The organism is Siminovitchia acidinfaciens, assembly GCF_003605385.1.
GTDB classification, from domain to species: Bacteria; Bacillota; Bacilli; order Bacillales; family Bacillaceae_C; genus Siminovitchia; species Siminovitchia acidinfaciens.
Genome location: NZ_QYTV02000007.1, coordinates 148105 through 172781 on the forward strand (window position 1 = coordinate 148105; position 24677 = coordinate 172781).

Genomic DNA, 24677 nt, shown 5'->3' on the forward strand with positions numbered 1-24677 from the left:
TTCAAAAAAATCTAAAAAAACGGGACTTTTGGATCTAATACTGGTAAACTATTCCTAAGAATATGTGATTGTTGTGATTAAATTCACATTTTTTTCATAGATCACCATTTAGTTAACAACCTAAAATACCTTCATTGCTAAAAGGATATAGGTACTAAAGATTTTTTCATTTTAAAGTTAAGTAAAATAAGGAGCTAAAATGAAATCTAATTTATCAATTTTTAAATCAAAAACTGGAGAAGAAGAGTTTTTAAAATCTTATGATGAAGTAATGAAGCTATGGGAGGTAGCATACGAAGAAGTAAAAATTCCCACACAGTTTGGAGAAACACATGTAATCATTAGCGGACCAAAAGATGGTATTCCTATAGTAATGTTGCATGGTATGACTGGTAATTCGAGTTTCTGGTATCAAAATATCACTGCCCTTCAAACCTATCGGGTATACTGCATAGATACATTAGGGGATTTTGGAAAAAGCCTTGTGCAGGCTCCATTGAAAACAGAAGAAGACTGCGTTTTATGGCTTGATGAAGTATTTAATGGACTAGGTATACATAACATTCATTTAATAGGTCACTCAATGGGTGGATGGCTCTCATTGAATTATGCAAGAAAACGACAGGAAAATCTAAGAAAATTGGTCCTAATTGCACCGGTTGCTTCAATATTACCAATTCCTTTTATAAAACTAGCTTGGTATATTTATCCTTCTATGCTGTTTCCATCGGAAAAAAGAATTAAAAAAGGATGGAAATGGTTCTGTGCAAAAGGAAATGATATTCACCCCATTATAATGCAGCAGATTATTACAGCTTATAAGCAATGCAGACCCCTTCTTGCTGTGATTCCAAAAAGCTTTCCAAAAGAAGAACTGAGTGGACTTAAAATTCCTATATTGTTTATAGTGGGAGATGAAGAAAAAATTTATCGTGCAAATAAGGCAAGAAAAACAATAAAAGAGAAAATTCCACATGTTGAAACAACAATCATTCCGAATTGCGGTCATCTATTAATTACAGAACAAGCTACTAAAGTTAATAAGGCTATAGTTGATTTTTTAGTTAGGGAACATTGATAATAGTTCATTTAAAACATGAATTAATCCTTTGTACAGTTACTAATGATATTGTGTTCTATTTCTTCCTTCCATCAAATTTTTTTGCCCATTTCTTGAAAGTTGTTATATGATACTAAGCTTGGCAGGACAATCTTTACTTTTTTAAAAACTCGACTAAACTATCATTGACTTCATCTGCTTTCTCAATAGAAAGACCATGTCCCGCGTTTAAGATAACTTTATATTCAATATGCGGTATCAACTGCTTAGCTTTTTTTAACATTTTGTGATAATTATAAATTACTTCCTTATCCCCTACCATAACCAATGAGGGCATACTAATTTTCTGAAAGTCTTCTTTGCTAAAAACAGAGGGAACAATTGTTTTAGTAAATTTAAAGTGTTTTATGCCTAAATAAAACTGTTCGAATAAACCTGGATGAACCTGATTACCTTTGGCAACAAACCATCTACAGAATGAGTTAATGACAAAAGAACGTCTTGGAAAAATCATTATTCCCATGAGCCTAAAAAAGAATTGCTTATGAAAAGGAATAAATGAGGCTGCTGGAGCTAAAAGAATTAGTTTACCAACTTTTTCGGGATAAAGAATTGAAAAGTTAATTGCCTGCCAGCCGCCTGCTGAGTGTCCACACACTGCTGCCTTTTCAATTCCCAATGCATCTAGAACGTCAGAAAGCCATTCTGCACAGTCTTTTTTTTCCTTATAAGGTTTTGTAACCACGCTTAAGTTTAAATCAGCCAATATATCTATCGCATATGTACGGTAATGTTTGCTAAGTTCATGAATGTTCGGATACCACATGGTTGCTCCAAATCCAAAGCCGTGCAATAGAATTAAAGGAGGAGCATCCTTTGGGCCAGCTTCAATAATATGTGTTTCTCCATAACGCGTAGAAACGTAAAATCTTTCGTAATCTACTTTCCATAACGAAAGATTTGAATCATAAATTTCTTTAAATTTCTCCGCACCCTCAATATTTCTAAATGCCAAAGTATAATTGGTCAATCTAAAATTCCCCTTTATAAAGAAAAATTAATTTATAGTACAACTTCTACAAATGTTCTTTGACCGCTTTAATAACATCTAAAGGTGCTTCAAATGGCACAATGTGGCCAATGTTGTCTAGTATGCTAATTGTTGCATCTGAACAGCCTGCAAGTTCAGGGCATCTCATTGCCCCACCCTGTTCCGTTCTGCCTATCTTTACATGTACCGAAACACGGCGTCGCTTTCTATAACATGTGAGGTCACAGCACTTGAAGTCGTTGCCTCAGATTCTTGCCCTGTAATAGGCTATGTTCGCTTTCAACGAACCTGGCTTTAAAAATTCCTCTATTATATAATTGAGCTCTTGCTCTCTGAGTTTTTCATGTTTACCAATCCAATGTTTATAAGTTACCACGACACTAATATTAAGCCTTTTTCTATTTTGATATTCCGATTACGGCTTTGGCGATGTTTATGGAGGCACTGACGTCCGTATGGCTTTGATAGCCACATTGATACAGTGGAAATTATTTAGATGGCTGTTTCGTTTATCGACATGTCCGCATTTACATGTTTGAGAGGTATGTTCAGGGTTGACATATTCAACTGCGATTCCTACCATTTTCGCTTTATTTTCAATAAAATGCTGCAGCTGATAATGTAACCAGTTGTGCAAATTGCGACCTGATTCTATTCTTGACTTTCCCGTATGCCTGTCAGATCTTTCATTCGGATCAGATGAACACCGTTCTCCAATACAAACTTGATGATCTGACGGCTTACCTTATGGTTTGTATCTCTCATCCAGTTGGCTTCTTTCCGGAGGTTCTGTAAACTCTTAAATAGCATATTATGTCTAATATTCAACATTTCTTTTCAGAATCCTTTGTTGTAAGCACGATTAATTGTAAAACATGCACCTGCTTAAAATGGTCACTCTTTTGGCTTCAGTATAAATACGCATACACCATTAGTTAACAAGACTTGATTCGATGTTTGTTTAGATTTGAAATAATTAAGGGCAATTCTTGCTACAGAGTTGCCCTTTTATTGAAAAAGGTGTTCACTTTATTTCTGACTTTTTTTCAGCATTTTTTGTAAGTATTCTTCGGATTTCCCTACAGGGATACTAAGACTTTCCCAATATTCATTTCTTAATTGCTTACCAATATACACGATTTGCCCTATATGATAAGCATAATGGGCCATTTGCCTTTCAATCGCTTCTAGTACCGTATGTCTTTCCCCGCGGATGAATACATCTTTTAATAAATCCTGATCCTCTAATTCATTTAATGTTTTAAAGAGGGTATTCCAACCCTTTTCCCAAACGATTAACATTTCTTGTTTTGACGATAGATCATCCTCAAATTCTTCGTCACGATTCCTATATGTTTTTTCCCCATCGGAGGTTAAAAAATCTGACCATCTGGACACCATGTTTCCACTTAAATGTTTTACTATTACAGCTACACTGTTAGAAGCTTCATTTAAATTCCAGTGAATATCCCCTTCTGACAATTGATTTACAGTCTTATCACCGAGGTCTTTAAGACTGTGAAATCTTTCTTTTACAATTTTTAAATATTCATTTCCAAGTTTCATAATTGTCTCCTTTCAAATAACCCTAAATTAATTTTGAATTTCTAACAATAAACCCTTTTTATTTCGAATTAAACAATAGTACCTATTATTAAGATCCAATTAGAAATAGGAGAATGAAAGTAATTTTGATTGAAAACGGTAAATTATACTGATAACCAGACTCATATTTCCATGATTCACGGTTGATTTTATTAAGTATACGTTGTTGTTCATCTACCATACATTGATACTCGTAATGGTTCATAACAGATCTCCTTTACGCCCTCCGCAAAACGCGATATGGTTATTGATTATATACAAACCGGAATGCTTATTCTCTTCCTTCGTTAGTACATTGTTTCGATTGGTCCAAATCAACTTTATGACAATCTTTACCGTGACTGTCTTTTGAAGGTCTGTATATGATTACTGCTTAGACTTTTTTATAAGTTTCCAAAAGGGCATCCATTTTTATTGATTCCTCCATATAAAAAAGAATGAGTGGTATTGCTAGTATCGCCAACTAAGGAAGTCAACCTGGGCCATGAGATATTTCGACCAGTAACCACAACTGCCACTTTACGGCCATTTAACTCCTTGCCACATTGCTTTAAGGCAGCAATTCCTGCAGCACCAGAAGGTTCAACGATATACTGGGAATCCAACATTATTTTCATTGCAGCAATAATTTCCGCTTCAGTCACTGTTAAAATTCGATCAATATGTTTTTGGATGATTGGAAAAGTAACCGTTTCAGGCTCAATTGATCCGCTTAATCCTTCGGCTATCGATGGCTTTAAATCAACTGGAGTTACCTTTCCGTTTTGATACCAGACAGCTAAAGAAGGACTGTTTTTGGTTTGGACACCCCAGACTTCAATTTTCGGATTTACGCCCTTTAGAGCCAGGCACATACCAGAGGCGAGTCCTCCACCACCCATACTTGTAATAACTATACCTACATCAGATAAATCATCTAAAATCTCTAATCCAACAGTTCCGCCTGCAGCAATAACGGCCCGGTCATTATATGCAGAAAGGAAAAAATGTTCCTTTTCTTCGGCAGCTTTTAAAGCGGATACTCTAGCTTCCTCGATGGAGTCAAAAAATGATAACAGGGCTCCATATCTTTCCAGCGATTGAACCTTGCCTAGATCGGCGTCCCTTGGTAAATAAACATGGACTGGGATATTTAACTTATGAGCTGCATACGCTAAGCCAATTCCATGATTCCCAGCTGTCGAAGCAATCACACCACCTTTACTTTTTGTTTTATCCAAAGACAAAAGTTTATTAAAAGCTCCCCTGGTTTTGAAGCTTCCAGTAACCTGAAGATTCTCCAGTTTTAAATAAACATTTGAAGAATATAAATAACTAAACTCCTCGCTATACTCCAGGGGCGTATGGCGAATGTACGGGCGAATCCGTTCATGAGCTAGAGCGATCTCCTGCAGCGTAATTGCGCTTAGATTCAAAACATCAACTCCTTATTTTATCGGTTATTTAGATTTTACAATCTGCCCTTTGCATTGGATAATACATGTTAAACATAAGGTTATAACCATCTGTTATAAGGAGGTTGTCGGTTTGAATCTTCAACAAATGGAATACGTCAAAACAATTGCTGAGACAAAAAGTATGAATAAAGCATCGGAAGTTCTTCACGTTTCCCAGCCAGCCTTAACAAAACAATTAAAAATTTTGGAGGATGAATTAAAAACGATCTTGTTTGAAAGAGATAACAGCGGTTGTCATTTAACAAAAGAGGGAGAGCTTTTTCTGGTGGAGGCTAAAAAAATACTGAATCAAGTGCATTCCCTAAAACAACAGTTCGTGCAAAGAGAAAATAAAGTTATTAATATAGGGACATTGCCAAGCATTGCTGCCCATTTTTTGCCTGGCATTGTTAAGAAACTTAACAATTCAGGCCATAAAATCAATATTCACATCGCGGAAACCAGCGAGCAAATCAAAAACCTCTTATTTGATGGAAAAATTGACGTTGGATTTGGGCAAGACGTGAAGAAAAGAGACTATGTATATTCAATTTTGATAGAACCATATTATCTAATTGTTCCTGAGGCCCATCCATTAGGCGAAGCTAAATCAATATCACTCAGCGATATAACCAATCAAAATATGATTGTACCTACGCTTCCCTGTGATATCCGAATATCACTTGATAAATATTTAAAGCACCAAGGAATTGTTATGGAAAACATGATGGAAGTCGGTCAAAACGACTCTATGTTATCACTCGTCAAAAACGGGGTTGGTTTGACCATCCTTCCGAAGATGGCCGTTAATGCTATAGATAAAAGTGTAAAAGCTATACCGATTAAAAGCGGGGAATTCAATAGAAAGATCTCTTTGTTAACTCACTCTAAAGAATTACATGATTTGATCATCGGCCAAATCTAATTAAAATACATGCGCACGAAGTGTTTGATGAAGAAATCCGAGTCGCATAAAAAGTGAAGAAAGCTCGAACAAGGGTCTTCCCCTTCCCTTTGATTAACCATTATATTAGCGTTCAACAAAAAGAGATGCAGAAAAGTTTGGATGTCTCATGAAAAGTGAACTGGATTTTGACTGAATATAATCAAAAAATGGTCACGGGATAATCCCGTGACCATTAAACATTGATGTTATCATGTTTTGTTTATTACATCATACCAGGCATTCCGCCCATGCCGCCCATGTCAGGCATGCCCATGCCGCCGCCTTCTTCAGGTTTGTCAGCAACTACTGCCTCAGTTGTAAGAAGCATAGCAGCTACAGATGCAGCGTTTTGAAGCGCGTAGCGAGTAACTTTCGTTGGATCAACGATACCAGCGTCGATCATGTTTACCCACTCGCCGTCAGCAGCGTTGAAGCCGATACCGATTTCTTCTTTTTTCAAGCGATCAACAACGACAGATCCTTCAAGACCAGCGTTTTGAGCGATTTGACGTACTGGCTCTTCAAGCGCACGAAGTACGATTTTGACACCAGTAGCTACGTCGCCTTCGCCTTGAATTTCAGCTACTTTTTTGTAGACGTTAACGAGTGCAGTTCCACCACCGGAAACGATTCCTTCTTCAACAGCTGCACGAGTAGCGTTTAATGCGTCTTCGATGCGAAGTTTGCGCTCTTTCAACTCAGTTTCAGTTGCAGCACCAACTTTGATCACAGCTACGCCGCCAGCCAATTTAGCCAAGCGCTCTTGAAGTTTTTCTTTGTCGAACTCAGAAGTTGTTTCTTCCAGTTGCGCACGGATTTGGTTTACGCGGCTTCCGATGTTTTGAGACTCGCCAGCACCTTCAACGATTGTTGTGTTTTCTTTGGATACAACAACTTTTGCAGCGCGTCCAAGTGATTCAATTCCTGCAGTTTTCAAGTCAAGTCCAAGATCTTCTGTGATCACTTCTCCGCCAGTCAAGATCGCGATATCTTCAAGCATAGCTTTACGGCGGTCGCCAAATCCTGGAGCTTTCACTGCTACTGCGTTGAATGTTCCGCGAAGTTTGTTCACTACTAGCGTAGCTAATGCTTCACCTTCAACATCTTCAGCAATGATCAACAAAGGTCTGCTTTGCTGAACCACTTGCTCAAGAAGTGGAAGTACTTCCTGGATGTTAGTGATTTTCTTGTCAGTGATCAAAATGTAAGGATCTTCAAGGACAGCTTCCATTTTATCGGAGTCTGTTACCATGTAAGGAGATGCATATCCGCGGTCGAATTGCATACCTTCCACAACGTCCAACTCAGTTGTGAATCCTTTTGATTCCTCGATAGTGATGACACCGTCGTTTCCAACGCGCTCCATTGCTTCTGCAATCAGTTGCCCTACTTCTTCGTCACCGGAAGATATGGATGCAACTTGAGCGATGGACTCTTTGTCTTCGATTTGCTTAGAAATGTTGTGAAGTTCTTCAACTGCAGTCGCAACCGCTTTTTCAATTCCTTTGCGGACGCCGACTGGGTTGGCACCAGCAGTAACGTTCTTCAAGCCTTCTTGGATCATTGCTTGAGCAAGAACAGTAGCTGTAGTTGTTCCGTCACCGGCTACATCGTTTGTTTTGCTTGCAACTTCAGAAACAAGCTTTGCACCCATGTTTTCGAATGCATCTTCAAGCTCGATTTCTTTCGCAATTGTTACACCGTCATTCGTGATGAGCGGAGAACCGAATTTTTTCTCAAGAACTACGTTGCGTCCTTTCGGCCCCAAAGTAACTTTTACTGCATCAGCCAATTGGTCTACACCGCGAAGCATCGCACGGCGTGCATCTTCGTTAAACTTAATGTCTTTAGCCATTTATAATATCCTCCCTATCGTTTAATTCTCTCATATAAAAAGCGTTCTTTTTTTATTAGCCGATAACAGCCAATATGTCAGACTCACGTAAAATTAAATATTCAGTACCTTGGTATTTCACTTCTGTACCAGCGTATTTAGAGAAGATGATGCTGTCGCCTTCGGATACTTCAAGTGCAACACGCTCGCCGCTGTCAAGTACACGTCCAGTTCCAACAGCAACTACTTTACCTTCCTGCGGTTTTTCCTTCGCAGAATCCGGAAGAACGATGCCGCTCGCAGTTTTCTCCTCTGACTCCACCAGTTCAATGATTACGCGATCCCCAAGTGGTTTTAACAAGTGAAACAACCTCCTTAAAGTATATGTAAGTTTTTTATTAGCACTCTAACGTCCTGAGTGCTAACACAAATATTATATTAAATAATTTGTTTTCCATTTGCAAGCGTTAACCACTAATTTTCAAAAAAAGTTTCCTCATATTTCGAGTTTATCAGGATGGGTAGTTTGTCGGAAATTGGCGGGCGGTTCCTCCTAATTGGCACTAATAAACTATTTTACACAAACAACTGGGGGTTTAGTCCGGGGTCTGACCCCCACCTCGGTGACGCGTTAAAGCGCTGGGGGTCTGCCCCCTAAAATAATTGTTATATTGCTTCACTCTATCAATTCGCATATAATTGTGGTAATCATCAGAAGTAACAGAAAAGTGATCGACTTCAGATGATGCAGAAAAATCAAGGGGGGAAAAATATTATGAAAAAGGTATCGCGAATTTGGTCACTGGCATTTCTCTTATTAGCCCTGACTGCCCTATTATTTGGCTGCGGCGGAGGGTCAAAAGGCTCTGAATCTACAGGCGGAGGCGATTCAAGTGACGGCGATGGCAAGAAAAAGCTCGTTGTCGGAACGGATGCTACATACGCACCAATGGAGTATATGGATAATAACGGAAATATTGTCGGTATTGACATCGATATTGTGGAAGCGATTGCAGAAGAAGCAGGCTTTGATGTTGAATTTAAAAACATCGGCTGGGAGCCTTTATTCCCTGCAGTAGAAAACGGAGAAGTTGACTTTGCGGTTTCTTCCATCACCATCACGGAAGAGCGCCAGGAAACTTATGATTTTTCCGAGCCATACTATATCGCAAACCAAGTCATCCTTGTAAAAAAGGGATCGGATATTAAGTCGTTCCAAGATCTGAAGGATAAGAAGACGTCTCTTCAAATCAATACGACAGGCCATACAATGCTAAAAGAAATTCAAGGAAAGACAAGCTCTAAAATCATAGCTTCCGAAACAATGCCACTAGCTATTGAAGAGTTGCTGAACGGAAATGCTGAGGCAGCTGTCGGGGATAACTCCACTGTTAACGAGTACATTAAAAATAACCCTAACGTAGAAGTAGAAATCGTTGAAGATGACAGTGCAGAAAAAGAATACTACGGATTGATGGTCAAAAAAGGAAACTCCGAAGTAGTCAATCTATTGAATGATGGAATCAAGAAAATTAAAGAGAATGGGAAATTGAAAGAAATTACCGGCTTCGATGTTGAGTAAAAAGTACCTATTATCAGGAGTCTGACCCCCAGATCGGTGGCGAGTTAAAGCGTAGGGGGTCTGTCCTCCCTGAACGATTTCTATTATAAAATAATTGTCGTATTGATAAGCTGGGATAATTGCCCTATAATTATGTTAATCATCAGAAGTTACAGAAAAGTAACAAGCTTCAGATGGTACATAATATAATAGGGGGAAAGATGCATGAAGAAAATATCGCGTTTTTGGTCATTGGGGTTCCTATTATTAAGTACAGCGTTTCTTTTATTTGGCTGCGGATCGAAAGACTCTGACTCCGCAAGCGGGGGAGAATCATCTAGTGATGGTGATGCCAAGAAAAAGCTCGTAGTAGGAACTGAAGCGGCTTATGCACCAATGGAGTATATGGATAGCAACGGAAATATTGTAGGAATCGACATCGATATTGTGAAAGCGATTGCAGAAGAGGTCGGAGTGGAAGTTGAATTTAAAAATATCGGCTGGGAGCCATTATTCCCTGCGGTAGACAACGGGGAAATTGATTTTGCCGTATCTTCCATTACGATTACGGAGGAGCGCCAAGAAACTTACGATTTTTCAGATCCCTATTATGTCGCAAATCAAGTCATCCTTGTTAAGGAAGACTCGGATATTGCCAGCTTTAATGATTTAAAAGATAAAAAAGCATCCGTTCAAATTAATACAACGGGTCACAAGATGTTAAAAGAACTCATGGGAAAAACAAGCTCTAAAATTTCAGCAACCGAAACAGTGCCTTTGGCCATTGAAGAGATGTTGAATGGAAATGTGGACGCAGTTGTCACTGATAACGCTCCGGTTAATGAGTACATTAAAAACAATCCAAACGTCAAGGTGAAAATGGTAGAGGATGATACCGCTGAAAAGGAATATTATGGATTAATGATTAAAAAAGGCAACACAGAGCTAGTGAACTTGTTAAATGAAGGTATTCAAAAGATCAAAGATAACGGAAAGCTAAAAGAGATCACCGGTTTTGATATTGAGTAGTATCCATTGATCATCTAACGAACATTCACAGCTAGGGGTGGTTATGATAGATTTTTTAGACATTAGATTGGATATGATCTGGAATTATAAGGAGTTATTTATTAGGGGACTATGGGTAACTCTTGGGCTCACAGCGGTTGGCTATATCTCTGGAGTGATTTTGGGCCTATTCATTGGTATGGGTAAACTATCATCCAAAAAATGGATCTATTTACCTTGTAAGTATTATGTCGATTTTTTCCGAGGAACTCCGTTATTGGTGCAAATATTGCTCATTCATCTGGCCCTCATTCCATCAATTTTCGGTCATTCACTCGGATATTTTGTATCAGGAGCTCTCGCCCTGACATTAAACTGCGCGGCTTATAATGCGGAAATAATACGAGCGGGGATTCAATCGATTGAAAAAGGGCAAATGGAAGCGGCAAGGTCTTTGGGAATGCCAAGAAGTGTTGCGATGAAGCATATCATTCTACCGCAGGCGTTCCGGCGCATGGTTCCGCCATTAGGCAATGAACTGATCGCCTTATTGAAAGATTCATCGCTTGTAACCGTTATTGCGGCAAACGACTTATTGTATGCAGGTAAGGTTGTTGCCGGCGCATACGCGAGATTCTGGGAGCCTTATATCACTGTAGCGATTCTCTACTTGCTCCTAACTTTTGTTATAACTAAAATTATTGCTTATGTTGAAAAGCGCTTCAGCAATAGTTACATCCCCAAACAAAGGCGGCGTGTGTTTTCCTTTGGCCGTTCGGCGGTGGAGGTGAACAAATGATTAAGATTCAAGGGTTGCATAAATCGTTTGGAGATCTGCAAGTGTTAAAGGGAATCGATTATGAAATCAAAGAAAAAGAGGTCATATGTGTTATTGGACCGAGCGGTTCCGGAAAAAGCACCTTCCTCCGCTGCATCAACCTTTTAGAGGAAATCACGGATGGGACCATCTATGTTGGCGGCGTCAAAGTCAACGATCCGAAAACAGATATTAATGAATTACGGAAAGAAGTGGGAATGGTCTTCCAGCAATTCAACCTCTTTCCGCATATGACCGTATTGGATAACATTACAATTTCACCTGTTAAAATTAGAAAAATGAAGCCCCGGGATGCCGAGGAGCTGGCGCATCAGTTACTTCAAAAGGTCGGTCTTGGCGATAAGGCAAACTCATATCCGGAGCAATTATCAGGCGGACAGATGCAAAGGGTTGCCATTGCAAGAGCACTTGCAATGAAGCCAAAAATCATGTTGTTCGACGAGCCTACATCGGCTCTGGACCCGGAAATGGTAAAAGAGGTTCTGGACGTCATGAAGCAGCTGGCATTGGACGGAATGACCATGGTAGTTGTAACGCATGAAATGGGCTTTGCGAGGGAAATGGGAGACCGGGTATTATTCATGGACCAAGGCTACCTTGTTGAAGAGGGGCCTCCTGAGCAGATTTTCAGCTCACCGAACAGTGAGAGGACGAAGGCGTTTTTAAGTAAGGTCTTATAAGAAAAGCCCAAGGCGCGCAGCCTTAGGCGACAAGCATGAGACAAATTTTGATGATTAAATTGGAAGTCCAATCCAAACCACCAGATGAGGTGGTTTGGATTTTTTTGTGTTCACTTCTCTCTGCTTATCTTCTTTTTGATATGATAGAGTAAGAGAAACAATTGGAGATGAACACCCGTGGATTTGCTTTTAATCGTATTACCAGTCTTTTTAATATTTTTTGCCGGATGGCTTGGACAAAAACTGCTCGGGTTTGATATTAAATCGATTTCGAAAATGGCACTTTATATTATGTCTCCGTTCCTTGCCTTCCGAACGTTTTATACAAATGAAGTCACGATGGACTATGTATATATTTTCTTATTCAGCTGCCTTTTATCGCTCATTCTGATCGGGGTTACATGGATAACAGGGGTGGCCATGCGCGCGGATCGCCCGAAGCTTTCAGCAATGATTCTTGGTGGAGCATTCATGAACAGCGGAAACTACGGGGCACCGGTTGTTTTATTTGCGCTCGGTGCAGTGGCCTTCGATTATGCTGTTATCATGATGGTTTTCCAATCTTTCTTGATGAATTCCATCGGCATTTTGGTAGCATCCATCGGCGGTAAAGAAAATGCCTCGATTCGGAATGCTGTCATGCAAGTGGTCAAGATGCCCGTCATTTACGGAGCCGTGTTCGGTCTTGTTTTACAGCTTCTTCCCATTCATTTACACGAAACAATAATGAATGCTGTTGAGCTAATTGCGGATGCTTCGATTCCCACGGTGATGCTTGTACTAGGCATGCAGCTGGCTGCTATGCAAAGAAGGCGCGTCGCCTATAGGTTTGTTTCCGCAACTGTCGGCATCCGGATGATTTTATCGCCAATAGTCGCTCTTCTGCTTTTGTATTTCCTGCCAATAAGCGATTCGATCAAGGCTGTACTTTTCATCCAGGCGTCCATGCCGGCGGCAGCAAACACGACTTTGTTGGCAATCCAATTTGATACGGAGCCGGATCTTGTCTCGTTTACAACATTCATAACGACGATCGTGAGTCTATTGACGATTCCGTATGTTCTCTTCCTAATAGGTGTGTGAACAACATTTGAATCCCTTTCTGTTTATTAGTAAAATGGAACTTACGGTTTTAAATCGTTGGAAGGGACTTTTTACATGATGAATAGAAAATATACTTTCATTGTACTAACCTATATTGCAATGCAATTATCCGTCTTTATCGGCATGCCGCTTTTTTATGTTATTGGTACAAAGGTTTTGAATATCGCTCCTAAGGAAGCGGAAATTCAAGCGACAGGCTATTGGCTTGTTTTCAGTTTTTTGCTGGGCTTGGCTATTGTTTTGTTCCTGTTGCGGAATAAAGAAAGACAAAACAAAATCGAAAGAGCGGAACCCTTGCCTCTTGGCATATCACTTGCCTGGGCTGTGGGTGGAATTTTCCTTGCTTTTTTTGCGCAAATCCTGGCAGTCAGCATTGAAAATATGATCGGGGTAAAGCCTGGGTCTGAAAATACGCAGGAGATATTGCAGATGATCGAGCTTTTTCCTGCAATTGTTTTGATCAGTTCGATTATCGGACCAATCCTGGAAGAGATTGTTTTTAGAAAAGTGATCTTCGGCACACTCTATAATCGACTGCCTTTCGGAATGGCGGCGGTAATCAGCTCTATCATTTTCGCTTTTGCACACATGGAGCCGGTCCACTTAATTTTATATACGGCAATGGGATTTGTTTTCGCTTTTTTATATGTCAAGACAAAAAGAATTATCGTTCCAATTATCGCTCACGTCATGATGAATACGCTCGTCGTTGTGGCGCAGAGATATATCCCTGAAGATTTGGAGAAGAATATTCAAAGCTTCATACATTTGGTACGGTGGATGGGAGGTTTCATTTCATGAGGTCACCGTTGTTTTCCGGTATGGTCTACATCGTGCTTGGTGTCGTATTCACCTTTTTTGCCATTCAACAAGTAAAATTGAACGAATGGGGTTTCATGGTATATTTACTGATCATTTTAGCCACCTTCGACTTTGGAGCAGGCTTTCGATTAATATCCCTCCACTTCCGGTTAAAAAATGAACAGAGAAAGTAATAAATGACGAGCATTTGTTATATAAAAACCATGAGGCCGCGCAGACAGTCTTGGAAATTCACTGTCTGCGCGGTATTTTTTTAGTGCTTATATTAATATGCGGGCGGTTGGGAACCAGATAAGATGGTTGATTCAAGGGCTAAGTGACCGTTAAGACAAAAAAAATTGCACCCACGGTCACTTAGAGAGCGGCTAACTTACCGCACCAGCGAAAAAAGTGCCTGCATGGTAACTAAGAGCGGACTTAAGTCACCGACACGGTAATAAAATTGCTCTCGCGGGCACTAAGGGACCCGCTAACTGACCGTCCCAGCGAAAAAAAGCCTTCACGGTAACTAAGAGCGGACTTAAGTCACCGACACAGCAATAAAGTTGCTCTCACGGGCACTAAGAGAGTGGCTAAGTGACCGATACAGAGAAAAAATATTATCGCGGTAACTTAGAGCGATCTTCCCCTGCCAGTGTCAATTTCAAACGAAGCCGCTTCTTTAGTCCATTCTCCCCCGCTTTCCATGACAAAAGCGCAAGAGCCTTGATCAGTCCCGACAAGCACAAGACGATTCCCGAGGAGGCGGTTCTTCAGCCACCACAGGGAAGCAGCTTACTTCAGTCCCATCATGTGAAGCTTCCCTGAGTCTGCCTCGTGCAGCTTTGCGACGAGCTGAACAGTTACTTCCTCGAATAAGCTTTGGCGCAGGAGCACATTCTTCCTGAATCTGTTTCCTTGCAGGCTTGTGACCTCGAGGGGCTAGGCGCTGGCCGCCTTAAAGCGCCACGTCCTGTGGCGCCGGCGGCACTAGGACATCCTGTCCGTCGGAGCTGGACGTAGCACGAATAGATAATCAGTCATTAACAAACTTGTGCGCTTTATAATTAAAGCAGGCGAGAAAACGAGTCATTTTCGTTTTCCCACCTGCTTTTTTTAAAATAAAAATGCCATTTATTTTACAATCGCAAGACGGTGATGGTTAACTGCTCCTACAAATTCAAGCAATTGCTTGTTTGTACGCTGCAAAATCGACTCGTCGACAATCGGATTTTCCAGATGTTTGTCGAGCTGGCTGTCCAAATAATAGATTCCCTGAAGGCTCTTTCCCTTCAATGCCGAAATCACCGGTTTTAGTGAAAATTCAATGGCCAACAAATGGGCCGGGCTTCCTCCGGTCATCAGCGGAAGCACAGGGATGTCTTTCAGTGCATCCTGAGGAAGGAGGTCAAGCAACGTTTTTAAAGCTCCTGAATATGCAGCTTTATATACCGGCGATCCGATAATCACACCGGCTGCCCCCTGGACATCTGCTGATATGTTTTCGATGATCGGGCTGTCAAACTTTGCATAGATCAAGTCTTCAGGCGGGACATCTCTGACAGAAATATGCCGAATGCTGAAACCTTCTTGTTCAAGCAAATTCCCTAAGTGTTTCAATATTTTCTCCGACCTTGAAAGCTCAGCCGGACTTCCAGATATGATGATAATATCGCTCATGCCATTCTCTCCTCTTTACCCTGGGCGGTCTGCCCGTAATTTTTTTAATATAAAAAACCTCTCCTGAAAAATAAGAAGAGGTTCGTTTGCAAATTTATCGTTCTCTTCTTATCTTTCAAGCTAAAAAAGCTTGCTGGATTTGGCACAGTACCTTTACGGTCTGTTGCCGAGGCTTCGTAGGGCCAGTCCCTCCACCTCTCTGGATAAGAATTCGTATATTAAATTATATTGATTGCATAAGACTTGTCCATATCATAGCTGATTCAAAATTGTCTGTCAAGCCAGTTTTCTTTTACTTGACCGCTTTTTATCGATCAGCATTCATTTCCCTTTCCCATTCGGCTTCGGCTGCTTGCACCTTTTTATAGCCAATTTTAGAAATCCAAATGCTGATTTCGTAAAGTAATAGCAACGGTACTGTGACCATCATATGTGAAATCACATCAGGTGGCGTGATGAATGCCGCGATCACGATCAAAACGAAATAGGCATATTTCCGGACCTGCCTCAACAAGACCGGCGTAACAATGCCAAGCCGCGTTAAAAAGAGAACTACGACTGGCAATTGAAACAGAATGCCAAACGGAATGGTGATTTGAAACAGGAAATGGAAATACTCATTGATGCCAATCGTTGTCTGGATTTCCATATTGCCCGACAAACCAAGCATGAAACGAATCACAAACGGAAACAGGACAAAGTATGAAAATAGAACCCCTGCCAAAAATAACGTAACAGAAACAGGAATATAACTGAGCGTCACTTTCCGTTCCTTATCTAGTAAGCCAGGGCTGATAAATGCCCATAACTGATATAAAATGACTGGCGATGTCATGATAAATGCCAGTACAAATGCCATTTGCATGAACACCTTGAACGGGTCGGTCACCCGGAAGGCATTCATCGTTATATCATGCGCAACACTTGCATGCTGGATCAATTTAATGAGCGGCTGCGATAAAAAAAAGCTCACAACAACTGCTAACACAAAGAAAACGACTATAATCATCAGCCGTTTTCTTAATTCTTCTATATGATCAAGAATCGTCATGTCTTTCTGACTCATGTCGTTCATCCTATCACTGGTTGGCGTCTTTCTTCTTGTCCTTTTCATCGTCGTCATCTGCCAGCCCTTTAGTTGCATTCTTGAATTCGCGCAACGTACTTCCCGCTGCTTTGCCTAGTTCCGGCAACTTCTTTGGACCAAAAATCAATAGAGCGACAAGGGCAATAATAATTAAACTTCCTGGACCTACTCCCACGGGGCCCACCTCCTCATACTGTTATTTTAACGGAATCTCGTCCGTTTAGCCATTTATATTCGTATTTTCCTGTGAAATTTCCGTGTCGCCGTTAGGATAATTTTTCAAAAAGTAGATAAGCGACTGCAGCTCGACTGCCAAGTCAATATGGTGGACACGAATTGACGGTGGCACATTGAGGCGCGCCGGCGAAAAATTCATGATTCCTTTGACATTCGTCTGTTTGATCCGGTCGGTGATTGTCTGGGCAGCGCCGGCAGGTACAGTCAATATCGCAACCGTTACATCTTCATCCCGAAGGCGCTCCTCCAACTCTTCCATATCATAAATCCGGACGCCGCATATTTCTTGTCCGACTTTTCCTTTATCCACATCAAACGCCATTTCAATCTTCGTATTATTGTTTTTTAAGAAATTATAATTCAAAAAGGCCGTTCCCAAATTTCCTACGCCGATCAAAGCTACCTTTGAAAGCTCATCCTGATCCAATGTTTTTCGGAAAAAAGTAAGTAGATAATTTACATTATACCCATATCCCTTTTTTCCAAGCGCCCCAAAATAAGAAAAGTCCCTTCGAATGGTGGCGGAGTCCACTTTGACCGCTTCACTTAATTCAGCGGATGATACTCTTTGTTTTCCCGAAGCATGCAAATTCTTCAAAAATCTGTAGTAAAGCGGAAGCCGTTTGGCTGTTGCTTGTGGTATTTTTGTTGTTTCTTCGTTCATTTATCCAATCCTCCAAGACATACGAAAATGCCGTATGCAGATAACGAACTGCCGACATATATTCCTTCAAAAAACCTAGCGCCGATAATCTTTACTGGATACTCCACCTGTTTTTTCTATTAAAAAAGTAGGTCCGATCACCATTCCTTTATCAATGGCCTTGCACATATCGTAGACGGTGAGCGCCGCAGCGGAAACTGCTGTAAGAGCCTCCATTTCAACACCCGTATTTCCAACCGTTTTCACGGACGCTGAAATGATCAGCTGTTTATGATCGGCTTTGCCGTCCTGCCATTCAAAGGAAAAATTGATCCCTTTCAAAGGAATCGGGTGACACATTGGAATAATGTCCCAAGTTTTCTTGGCAGCCATGATGCCAGCCACCTGGGCAACTGCAAGGACATCCCCTTTTTTTACCTTGTTTTGACTAATATGTTCATAAATTGTGTTGTTGACTTCGATGCTCGATTGGGCGATGGCTGTACGGACTGTCTCAGGTTTTCCGCTTACATCCACCATTTGAGCCCTGCCTTCTTCATTAAAGTGAGTCAGTTTCTCCACGCTCAACACCTCCTATACATCATACACTATTTTGTCAAGCCTGTGGTGTTTCTGCCGAAGAAAATTGTTAATTGTCAAAAGCTGAAATATGGTACACTGTCTATGATTAGAGGTGTAAAATCATGTTATTGTTACAGGTGCAGCAGATCACAAAGCACTTCGGTGCCGATCTCATTTTATCGAATATAAAACTGGAACTTCATAACAGGGACCGAACTGCGCTTGTCGGAAGAAATGGCGCGGGAAAGTCCACTTTATTGAAAATTATCGCAGGAGAACTATCCCATGATTCAGGTCAAATCGTAAAACCGAAAGATGTTTCAATCGGCTATTTATCGCAGCATACAGGCCTGGAATCGGAACTGACAATTTGGGAAGAAATGCTTTCTGTTTTTGATGATGTCAGGGAAATGGAACAAAACCTCCGCAGTATCGAGCAGAAAATGTCCGACCCTTCAAATTATGAGCAGAAAGGCGCTTATGAAAAACTTTTATCGGAATATGACCGGTTGCAGGAAACTTTCAAAGAAATCGGCGGCTATCAATATGAATCCGATATAAGATCTGTCCTCCACGGTTTCAGGTTTTTCGAGGAAGATTACAATACAAATATTTCAACGCTCAGCGGCGGCCAGAAAACCCGCCTGGCTTTGGCGAAGCTGCTTTTAACAAAACCGGATTTGCTTATTCTGGATGAGCCGACCAACCACTTGGATATTGAGTCAATGGCCTGGCTTGAAAAGTACCTGCAAAATTATCCTGGTGCTCTGCTCCTCGTTTCGCATGACCGATATTTCCTGGATCAAATCGTAACGCAAGTGTATGAGCTGTCCAGGAACGAAATCTCGATTTTTCACGGTAACTACAGCAAATATTTGGAGCAAAAAGCACAAGCGTATGAACGGGACATGAAGCTTTTTGAAAAACAGCAGGGAGAAATCGCCAAGATGCAGGACTTCATCCAACGCAACCTTGCCAGAGCCTCCACAACCAAGCGTGCCCAAAGCCGCCGAAGGCAGCTGGAAAGAATGAACATCATGGACCGGCCGGCTGGCGATGAAAAATCAGCATCCTTCTCTTTTACAATCGAAAAGCAAACAGGAAATGACGTACTCTCGGTTGTTGACGGTGCTGTCGGGTATGATGGCGAACCTTTGGCTGCAAATATTGATCTGTCCATCTCTCGCGGCGACAGCATTGCGCTTGTCGGACCGAACGGAATTGGCAAGTCAACCTTGCTGAAAACAATCATTGAGAAGCTGCCGATTTTATCGGGGGAGATCAAATACGGCTCCAATGTGCAGATCGGCTACTACGATCAGGAGCAGGCCGATTTGTCATCCAACAAAACGGTGCTGCAGGAACTATGGGATCATTATCCAATGACAAACGAGAGAGACATTAGGACCGTTTTAGGAAACTTCCTGTTCAGTGGCGACGATGTGCTTAAGGTCGTTTCTTCTTTAAGTGGAGGCGAAAAGGCCCGCCTTGCTTTAGCCATATTGATGCTGCAAAAGGCCAACCTGCTTATACTGGACGAGCCGACCAACCACTTGGACCTTGACAGCAAGGAAGTTCTGGAAAATTCGCTTGTGGATTACCCAGGGACAATTTTATTCGTTTCCCATGACCGCTACTTTATCAACAGGATCGCAACCAAAGTTGTTGAGTTGTCCGGAGAGGGAACTGTGGAATACCTTGGGGACTACGACTATTTTGTGGAAAAAAAGACGGAAATAGCAGAACTTGAAAAACTCGCACAGGAAAAAGAATTGGAAAAAAGCAAAACTGCTTCAAAATCTGTGGATAAAAATTCTTATGCACAAGATAAGGAACTTCAAAAGCTTGAGAGGAAGCGAAAACGAAGACTCACAGAAATTGAAGAGCTTGTTGAGCAGCTGGAATTGGAGCTGGCCGAAAAAGAAGAATTGCTATGCCAGCCCGATGTCTACGAAGATCATGAACAGTCGCTTGCCATCCATTTGGAAGTGGAAAAGATCAAGGAAGAAATCGATCAGCTTATGGAAGAATGGACCGAACTTTCAGAAGTACTTGATTCATAAGCAAGGCCTGCGTGATGCAGGCCCTGTTTTAATTGATGATGTAGAGGAATGCTAGACTGCTTGCTGCAAGTTTCACTTCCGAAGAAAAGGCATGATCCAATTCCGACTTCCAAGCAGCTGGGACTGTCGAATACAAGATTAGCCGTTTTTCAAAAAGGAATTGTTCTTACCCTCTTCTGGTTATTCACACTTTTATCCACATATCCAATCTATTAATTTCAAGTTATAAACAAACCTATCAACACTATCCACAATTCAACCTGAATAAATCCACATTACCCACAACCTTGTGGATTACATAGCTGGAACAATTAATTTCTTTATTTTATTATTAACATTTCCCCAAAATAACCGAAGTTAACCACAGAACAAAAGCGCAAGTGCCTTGATCAGCATTGGGCAAACAAAATTTTTTACGAGGAGGCAGTTCTTCAGCGAAGTTACTTACTACACTTGCATCATGTGAAGAATTACCGCAGCTTTACGACGAGTTCTCCAAATACACTATACCGCCGGAGCATAATCATCTTTACAGGCTTGTGACCTCGAGGGGAAAGGCGCTTACGCCTTAAAACGCCAAGTACTATGGCACCCGCAGGCTCAGGATGCAATATCCTATCCGTCGGAGGCTCGGCTTAGTACAAAATAATAATAAGTCAACAAACAAAGCGCTTTATATAATTCCTGCACATAAAAAAGCAACTGGAGATAAATCCAGCTGCTTTTTAAAAATTCTCTATATCCAATCCGGGATTTGCGTTCATATCAAGCTTGCCTCTTTTTCCCTCTTCATACAGCATGCTTCCTGCTGCTGCAATCATTGCAGCGTTATCTGTGCAAAGGTAAAGTGGCGGAATAATCAGTTCAACGCCATCTACATTGCCAAATGCTTTTTCCAATGATGCGCGCAGTCCTTTATTGGCCGCTACCCCGCCTGCGAGCAACACTTGTTTTACCCCATATTCTTTTGCCGCGCGGACAGTTTTTTCAGTTAACACTTCAACCACACTTGCTTGAAAACTAGCTGCCAAATCTTCTGGGGATATTTTTTCTCCGCGCTGTTCCGCATTGTGCAAAGTGTTGATAACTGCCGATTTTAACCCGCTGAAGCTGAAATTGTACGATCCTTCTTCTAGCCAGGCTCTTGGCAAATCGATGTTGGGAGTTCCTGTATGCGCTAGTTTATCAATGTGCGGGCCTCCTGGATATGGCAGGTTCAACGTACGTGCCACCTTGTCGTAGGCCTCCCCTGCGGCATCATCAAGCGTTTCGCCTATCACTTGGAAGGATCCGTCCTTTTCCATGTAAATGAGTTCCGTATGGCCGCCAGAAACGACAAGCGATAATAAGGGAAATGTAAAATTTGTGATCAACCGGTTCGCATAAATATGGCCGGCGATGTGGTGCACCCCGACAAGCGGCTTGTTCAAGCTGAATGCCATTGCTTTTGCTGCGTTGACACCGACAAGAAGGGCACCGACCAGACCTGGACCTTCCGTGACAGCAATTGCATCGATTTCATCATAAGTGACATTCGCTTTTTCCAGTGCTTCCTCAATGACAATCGTAATCTGCTCCACATGGTGCCTGGAAGCAAGTTCAGGTACAACCCCGCCGAACCTGCGGTGGCTCTCGATTTGAGATGCCACGACATTTGATAGAATTTCTGTCCCATTTTTAACAACCGAGGCTGCAGTTTCGTCACAGCTTGTTTCGATTCCGAGCACTATTAAATCTTTTTTACTCATATATTCACCCACATGACCTGTGCATCTTCTCTATTGTCGGTATAATAACCTCTTCTGATGCCGCCTTCCTGGAATCCCAGCTTCTTATAAAGTGATTTCGCTACATGATTGCTGACACGAACTTCAAGCGTCATCGTTTTCGCTCCGGCTTCCTTAGCCAGGCTCATCATTTTACACAGCAATTTCTCACCAAGCTTGCGCCCGCGATATTCAGGAAGGATGGCTATATTTGTCACATGCGCCTCATCTAAAATAATCCAAACACCGCAGTAACCTGCCTGTGTACCGTCCACTTCGATAAAAACATAGGAGGCAAAGCGGTTATGGGCTATATCGTTATAAAAAGCTTCTTCGGGCCATGGAGACGAAAATGACCGGCTTTCAATATGATAAAGTTTATGGATATCTTCTATTTTAGCAAGACGAAAATTGATATTTTTCGTTATTTCCATGCTGCGATCAATCATTGGTCATTTTCCCCTGTCTCTCCAGCCATTTCGCTTCAGCCTCTACAAGCCGGATATAATTTGGAGTAAACGTATGAACATTTTCTTCCGGACGGCTGATACCCATTAACCCGAGTTCTCCCGGCCTTGGATTATATTCTCCGATGGCCGCGAAATGAGCCAGGTCTCCCAGTGCCGCGCTAAGAGTTTCCCTGTGGATTGCTAAATCATTGCCGACAAATAATATAGGCTGCCCAGTCTCTTTCAACATATCAGCCCACTCAGCTGCAGGTATGTTTTGATCCTCTTTGATCATTACAGCCTCTTGATTTTCAAAACAATAAAGGCCTGTATAAATCAATCCACGCCTGGCATCAAAAAGCGGCGACACCAAGCCTGGAAAATAACGTCCCGATGCTGCGAGAACTTGCAGACTGGAAACACTGGACAAGGGAATGCCAAGGCTCCAAGCCATCGTCTTGGCAATGGTTACGCCGATTCGAACGCCAGTATAGGAACCAGGACCGCCCGCGACCACAATTTTATCCAATTCAGTCGGTTTCGTTTCACAGTCGACAAGCAAGCGTTCAATGGCAGGCATGACGCGTACGCTATGATTTTTCTTTAAGTTGGTTATATATTCACCAATGACTTTGGTTTCGTCTACAAGAGCGATACCAAGCACGTCATTGGAAGTGTCAATTGCCAGGATTTTCATCTAATAACTCCTTACATAATGCTTCATACCTTGTCCCAGTCGGCTTCAATACAATGCGCCTACGATCTTGGCCTTCGTGATATATATATATGGCCAAGTAATTTGAAGGCAGCTGGTCCTCGATAAACTGAGCCCACTCCACCACTGTTACACCTTCACCGTAAAAATATTCATCGAAACCCAAATCTTCGAATGAACCTTCCAAACGATATACATCCATATGATATAACGGGAGCCGTCCGTGATACTCTTTGATAATTGTAAAAGTCGGGCTGCTCACGTTTCTCTTTATTTCGAGACCAGAGGCCAATCCTTTTGTAAAAGTGGTTTTTCCGGCACCGAGATCGCCTTCGAGAAGCAAAACATCTGCTGGCTTGAGCAGCTGTCCCAATTGGCTTGCAAACTCCAATGTTTCTTCCGGAGTATTTGAAATAATTTCATATGTCTTCATTAAAAGACTCTCCTAGTTGATTATACAAAAAAACCTTAGGATCCTCTACCTCCCTAAGGTTAAGTTTGCTTATTTTATTGAAAAAAGAAGGTAATTGCGGGGGCAGGATTTGAACCTGCGACCTTCGGGTTATGAGCCCGACGAGCTGCCGAACTGCTCCACCCCGCGACGATATTAATTAACTTATTTAAAGCATGCCCATTGGGCCGGACNCGATATTAATTAACTTATTTAAAGCATGCCCATTGGGCCGGACTGTCCCGATCTCAGGAAGCTAATTCAAGGTGCTGCTCGATCGGTACAACTCGCAGTTTATTCAGCGAAGCAATGCTCGTTGCTCCACCCTGCGACGATAAAAATTTAACTTGTCTTGTAATTATATAGGAAGAAAATCATAAAAGCAAGAACAAGGGAAGGAATCATGAAAGAAATATCGTTTAGATCAAATTGATTCAAATTGAAAGACGCAAATGCATCGAATACACGAGTTCAGAGAGGATTTACACGAAGCCAAGACAGGATTACACGGGTCGGAACTTGAAAGAAAATAAGAAACAATCATAGTGACCCGTACGGTATTATTTTTTCTGTAACGGGCACTTAGAGGCGCGCTTAGTGACCGAGTTAGCGGTTTTTTCGCTTTGGCGGTCACTATGAAGCGGTCATGGTGCCCATCATAACAATTTTTCCACTTTAACGGTCACTATGAAGTAGACATAGTGACCATCACAACGATTTTTTCCCTTTGGTAGTCACTATGAAACGGTCATAATGACCATCGTAACAACTTTTCCGCTTTAACGGTCACTATGAATCGATGATGTGACCATCATAACGTTTTTTTTTCGCTTTGGCGGTTACTATGAGAAGCTGTCATGATGACTATCACGATTATTCCCTTTGATTAGCATTATGGGGCTCTCTTGGTAAGGCAATAATTGTTGTTCGCGTTTTGGCAATTACTTACGAAATAGACCACAAACCAAATGTCTCTATACACAAAAAGACATGAAGCCAATTGACTCCATGTCTTTCTCATTGCCCGGCGACGTCCTGCTCTCACAAGGGGAAGCCCCTCACTACCATCGGCGCTGAAGA

At 41.6% G+C, this 24677-nt stretch carries 25 protein-coding genes, 1 tRNA gene and 1 riboswitch; of the genes, 10 read left to right on the top strand and 16 right to left on the bottom strand.

The window, feature by feature from the left end:
• Positions 1–199 precede the first annotated feature (199 nt).
• Positions 200–1078 carry an alpha/beta fold hydrolase gene (locus D4T97_RS15390; RefSeq protein ID WP_126051643.1) on the top strand — a complete coding sequence of 293 codons (879 nt, stop codon included), beginning with the start codon at positions 200–202 and terminating at the stop codon, positions 1076–1078.
• Between the two features lie 136 nt (positions 1079–1214).
• On the opposite strand, the gene D4T97_RS15395 is transcribed toward D4T97_RS15390, so the two are convergent.
• The 4 genes from D4T97_RS15395 to D4T97_RS15410 form a co-directional block, all read right to left on the bottom strand.
• Complete coding sequence (locus D4T97_RS15395) at positions 1215–2090, bottom strand: alpha/beta fold hydrolase (protein ID WP_126051644.1); 876 nt, start codon at positions 2088–2090, stop codon at positions 1215–1217.
• A gap of 454 nt (positions 2091–2544) precedes the next feature.
• Positions 2545–2766, bottom strand: coding sequence for a zinc ribbon domain-containing protein (locus D4T97_RS21135; protein WP_408021618.1), 222 nt, complete (start codon positions 2764–2766; stop codon positions 2545–2547).
• Between the two features lie 374 nt (positions 2767–3140).
• Positions 3141–3677: a DUF1572 family protein gene (locus D4T97_RS15405; protein WP_126051646.1), complete on the bottom strand. Its 537-nt coding sequence runs from the start codon at positions 3675–3677 to the stop codon at positions 3141–3143.
• Between the two features lie 422 nt (positions 3678–4099).
• Positions 4100–5131: a threonine ammonia-lyase gene (locus tag D4T97_RS15410; protein WP_126051647.1), complete on the bottom strand. Its 1032-nt coding sequence runs from the start codon at positions 5129–5131 to the stop codon at positions 4100–4102.
• A gap of 112 nt (positions 5132–5243) precedes the next feature.
• Here D4T97_RS15410 and D4T97_RS15415 point away from each other — a divergent pair, with 112 nt between their 5' ends.
• The gene (locus D4T97_RS15415; RefSeq protein WP_126051648.1) at positions 5244–6077 is read left to right on the top strand and encodes a LysR family transcriptional regulator; all 834 of its coding nucleotides are present in this window, start codon (positions 5244–5246) and stop codon (positions 6075–6077) included.
• A gap of 244 nt (positions 6078–6321) precedes the next feature.
• Here D4T97_RS15415 and groL read toward each other — a convergent pair whose 3' ends face one another.
• Both groL and groES read right to left on the bottom strand, forming a co-directional pair.
• Entirely contained in the window at positions 6322–7953 is a 1632-nt protein-coding gene (gene groL, locus D4T97_RS15420; protein ID WP_126051649.1) for a chaperonin GroEL, read from the bottom strand.
• A 55-nt stretch (positions 7954–8008) separates the two neighbouring features.
• Positions 8009–8293 (bottom strand): co-chaperone GroES, encoded by a 285-nt coding sequence (gene groES / locus D4T97_RS15425; RefSeq protein ID WP_126051650.1) that lies wholly within the window; start codon positions 8291–8293, stop codon positions 8009–8011.
• A 414-nt stretch (positions 8294–8707) separates the two neighbouring features.
• Between groES and D4T97_RS15430 the strand changes: the two genes are divergently transcribed.
• The 7 genes from D4T97_RS15430 (at position 8708) to D4T97_RS15460 (ending at position 14118) form a co-directional block, all read left to right on the top strand.
• Positions 8708–9514, top strand: coding sequence for a basic amino acid ABC transporter substrate-binding protein (locus tag D4T97_RS15430; RefSeq protein WP_126051651.1), 807 nt, complete (start codon positions 8708–8710; stop codon positions 9512–9514).
• A 204-nt stretch (positions 9515–9718) separates the two neighbouring features.
• Positions 9719–10522 (top strand): basic amino acid ABC transporter substrate-binding protein, encoded by an 804-nt coding sequence (locus D4T97_RS15435; RefSeq protein WP_126051652.1) that lies wholly within the window; start codon positions 9719–9721, stop codon positions 10520–10522.
• A gap of 46 nt (positions 10523–10568) precedes the next feature.
• Positions 10569–11300: an amino acid ABC transporter permease gene (locus D4T97_RS15440; protein WP_126051678.1), complete on the top strand. Its 732-nt coding sequence runs from the start codon at positions 10569–10571 to the stop codon at positions 11298–11300.
• Entirely contained in the window at positions 11297–12019 is a 723-nt protein-coding gene (locus tag D4T97_RS15445) for an amino acid ABC transporter ATP-binding protein (RefSeq protein ID WP_126051653.1), read from the top strand. Before D4T97_RS15440 ends, D4T97_RS15445 begins: the two co-directional genes overlap by 4 nt.
• A 177-nt stretch (positions 12020–12196) precedes the next feature.
• Positions 12197–13102, top strand: coding sequence for an AEC family transporter (locus tag D4T97_RS15450; protein WP_126051654.1), 906 nt, complete (start codon positions 12197–12199; stop codon positions 13100–13102).
• A 78-nt stretch (positions 13103–13180) separates the two neighbouring features.
• A complete protein-coding gene (locus tag D4T97_RS15455) occupies positions 13181–13924 on the top strand; it encodes a CPBP family intramembrane glutamic endopeptidase (RefSeq protein WP_126051679.1) in 744 nt (247 codons plus the stop codon).
• On the top strand, positions 13921–14118 hold the full coding sequence (locus tag D4T97_RS15460) for a YdiK family protein (protein WP_126051655.1): 198 nt from the start codon (positions 13921–13923) through the stop codon (positions 14116–14118). Before D4T97_RS15455 ends, D4T97_RS15460 begins: the two co-directional genes overlap by 4 nt.
• A 940-nt stretch (positions 14119–15058) precedes the next feature.
• Here D4T97_RS15460 and ssuE read toward each other — a convergent pair.
• The 5 genes from ssuE to moaC all read right to left on the bottom strand — a co-directional run bounded on the left by ssuE (position 15059) and on the right by moaC (position 18153).
• Entirely contained in the window at positions 15059–15604 is a 546-nt protein-coding gene (gene ssuE, locus D4T97_RS15465) for an NADPH-dependent FMN reductase (RefSeq protein ID WP_126051656.1), read from the bottom strand.
• Positions 15605–15709: 105 nt separating this feature from the next.
• A riboswitch (SAM riboswitch) is annotated at positions 15710–15814 on the bottom strand.
• A 97-nt stretch (positions 15815–15911) separates the two neighbouring features.
• Positions 15912–16670 carry a twin-arginine translocase subunit TatC gene (tatC, locus tag D4T97_RS15470; RefSeq protein ID WP_126051657.1) on the bottom strand — a complete coding sequence of 253 codons (759 nt, stop codon included), beginning with the start codon at positions 16668–16670 and terminating at the stop codon, positions 15912–15914.
• Positions 16671–16683: 13 nt separating this feature from the next.
• Positions 16684–16875, bottom strand: a complete 192-nt coding sequence (locus D4T97_RS15475; protein WP_126051658.1) for a twin-arginine translocase TatA/TatE family subunit — start codon at positions 16873–16875, stop codon at positions 16684–16686.
• 36 nt (positions 16876–16911) lie between these two features.
• Complete coding sequence (locus D4T97_RS15480) at positions 16912–17592, bottom strand: redox-sensing transcriptional repressor Rex (RefSeq protein WP_126051659.1); 681 nt, start codon at positions 17590–17592, stop codon at positions 16912–16914.
• 75 nt (positions 17593–17667) lie between these two features.
• Positions 17668–18153 (bottom strand): cyclic pyranopterin monophosphate synthase MoaC, encoded by a 486-nt coding sequence (moaC, locus tag D4T97_RS15485; protein ID WP_126051660.1) that lies wholly within the window; start codon positions 18151–18153, stop codon positions 17668–17670.
• 122 nt (positions 18154–18275) lie between these two features.
• Between moaC and D4T97_RS15490 the strand changes: the two genes are divergently transcribed.
• Positions 18276–20216 (top strand): ABC transporter ATP-binding protein, encoded by a 1941-nt coding sequence (locus D4T97_RS15490; protein ID WP_126051661.1) that lies wholly within the window; start codon positions 18276–18278, stop codon positions 20214–20216.
• 725 nt (positions 20217–20941) lie between these two features.
• Here D4T97_RS15490 and tsaD read toward each other — a convergent pair.
• From tsaD to D4T97_RS15515, 5 genes are all read right to left on the bottom strand, one after another.
• Complete coding sequence (gene tsaD, locus D4T97_RS15495) at positions 20942–21964, bottom strand: tRNA (adenosine(37)-N6)-threonylcarbamoyltransferase complex transferase subunit TsaD (protein WP_164525599.1); 1023 nt, start codon at positions 21962–21964, stop codon at positions 20942–20944.
• Complete coding sequence (gene rimI, locus D4T97_RS15500) at positions 21961–22431, bottom strand: ribosomal protein S18-alanine N-acetyltransferase (protein ID WP_235872277.1); 471 nt, start codon at positions 22429–22431, stop codon at positions 21961–21963. The genes tsaD and rimI overlap by 4 nt, the downstream gene beginning before the upstream one ends.
• Positions 22424–23128, bottom strand: coding sequence for a tRNA (adenosine(37)-N6)-threonylcarbamoyltransferase complex dimerization subunit type 1 TsaB (gene tsaB / locus D4T97_RS15505; protein WP_126051663.1), 705 nt, complete (start codon positions 23126–23128; stop codon positions 22424–22426). The genes rimI and tsaB overlap by 8 nt, the downstream gene beginning before the upstream one ends.
• Positions 23109–23579: a tRNA (adenosine(37)-N6)-threonylcarbamoyltransferase complex ATPase subunit type 1 TsaE gene (gene tsaE, locus D4T97_RS15510; RefSeq protein ID WP_126051664.1), complete on the bottom strand. Its 471-nt coding sequence runs from the start codon at positions 23577–23579 to the stop codon at positions 23109–23111. The genes tsaB and tsaE overlap by 20 nt, the downstream gene beginning before the upstream one ends.
• 94 nt (positions 23580–23673) lie before the next feature.
• Positions 23674–23747, bottom strand: a tRNA-Met gene (locus D4T97_RS15515).
• Positions 23748–24677: the final 930 nt, after the last annotated feature.

Excerpts from the sequence above, each read along its gene's own strand:
- D4T97_RS15390 (WP_126051643.1), top strand. The coding sequence starts at position 200 with ATGAAATCTAATTTATCAATTTTTAAATCAAAAACTGGAGAAGAAGAG.
- D4T97_RS15405 (WP_126051646.1), bottom strand. The coding sequence starts at position 3,677 with ATGAAACTTGGAAATGAATATTTAAAAATTGTAAAAGAAAGATTTCAC.
- groL (WP_126051649.1), bottom strand. The coding sequence starts at position 7,953 with ATGGCTAAAGACATTAAGTTTAACGAAGATGCACGCCGTGCGATGCTT.
- D4T97_RS15430 (WP_126051651.1), top strand. The coding sequence starts at position 8,708 with ATGAAAAAGGTATCGCGAATTTGGTCACTGGCATTTCTCTTATTAGCC.
- D4T97_RS15435 (WP_126051652.1), top strand. The coding sequence starts at position 9,719 with ATGAAGAAAATATCGCGTTTTTGGTCATTGGGGTTCCTATTATTAAGT.
- D4T97_RS15445 (WP_126051653.1), top strand. The coding sequence starts at position 11,297 with ATGATTAAGATTCAAGGGTTGCATAAATCGTTTGGAGATCTGCAAGTG.
- D4T97_RS15455 (WP_126051679.1), top strand. The coding sequence starts at position 13,181 with ATGAATAGAAAATATACTTTCATTGTACTAACCTATATTGCAATGCAA.
- D4T97_RS15460 (WP_126051655.1), top strand. The coding sequence starts at position 13,921 with ATGAGGTCACCGTTGTTTTCCGGTATGGTCTACATCGTGCTTGGTGTC.
- ssuE (WP_126051656.1), bottom strand. The coding sequence starts at position 15,604 with ATGAGCGATATTATCATCATATCTGGAAGTCCGGCTGAGCTTTCAAGG.
- tatC (WP_126051657.1), bottom strand. The coding sequence starts at position 16,670 with ATGAGTCAGAAAGACATGACGATTCTTGATCATATAGAAGAATTAAGA.
- D4T97_RS15480 (WP_126051659.1), bottom strand. The coding sequence starts at position 17,592 with ATGAACGAAGAAACAACAAAAATACCACAAGCAACAGCCAAACGGCTT.
- D4T97_RS15490 (WP_126051661.1), top strand. The coding sequence starts at position 18,276 with ATGTTATTGTTACAGGTGCAGCAGATCACAAAGCACTTCGGTGCCGAT.
- tsaD (WP_164525599.1), bottom strand. The coding sequence starts at position 21,964 with ATGAGTAAAAAAGATTTAATAGTGCTCGGAATCGAAACAAGCTGTGAC.
- rimI (WP_235872277.1), bottom strand. The coding sequence starts at position 22,431 with ATGATTGATCGCAGCATGGAAATAACGAAAAATATCAATTTTCGTCTT.
- tsaB (WP_126051663.1), bottom strand. The coding sequence starts at position 23,128 with ATGAAAATCCTGGCAATTGACACTTCCAATGACGTGCTTGGTATCGCT.
- tsaE (WP_126051664.1), bottom strand. The coding sequence starts at position 23,579 with ATGAAGACATATGAAATTATTTCAAATACTCCGGAAGAAACATTGGAG.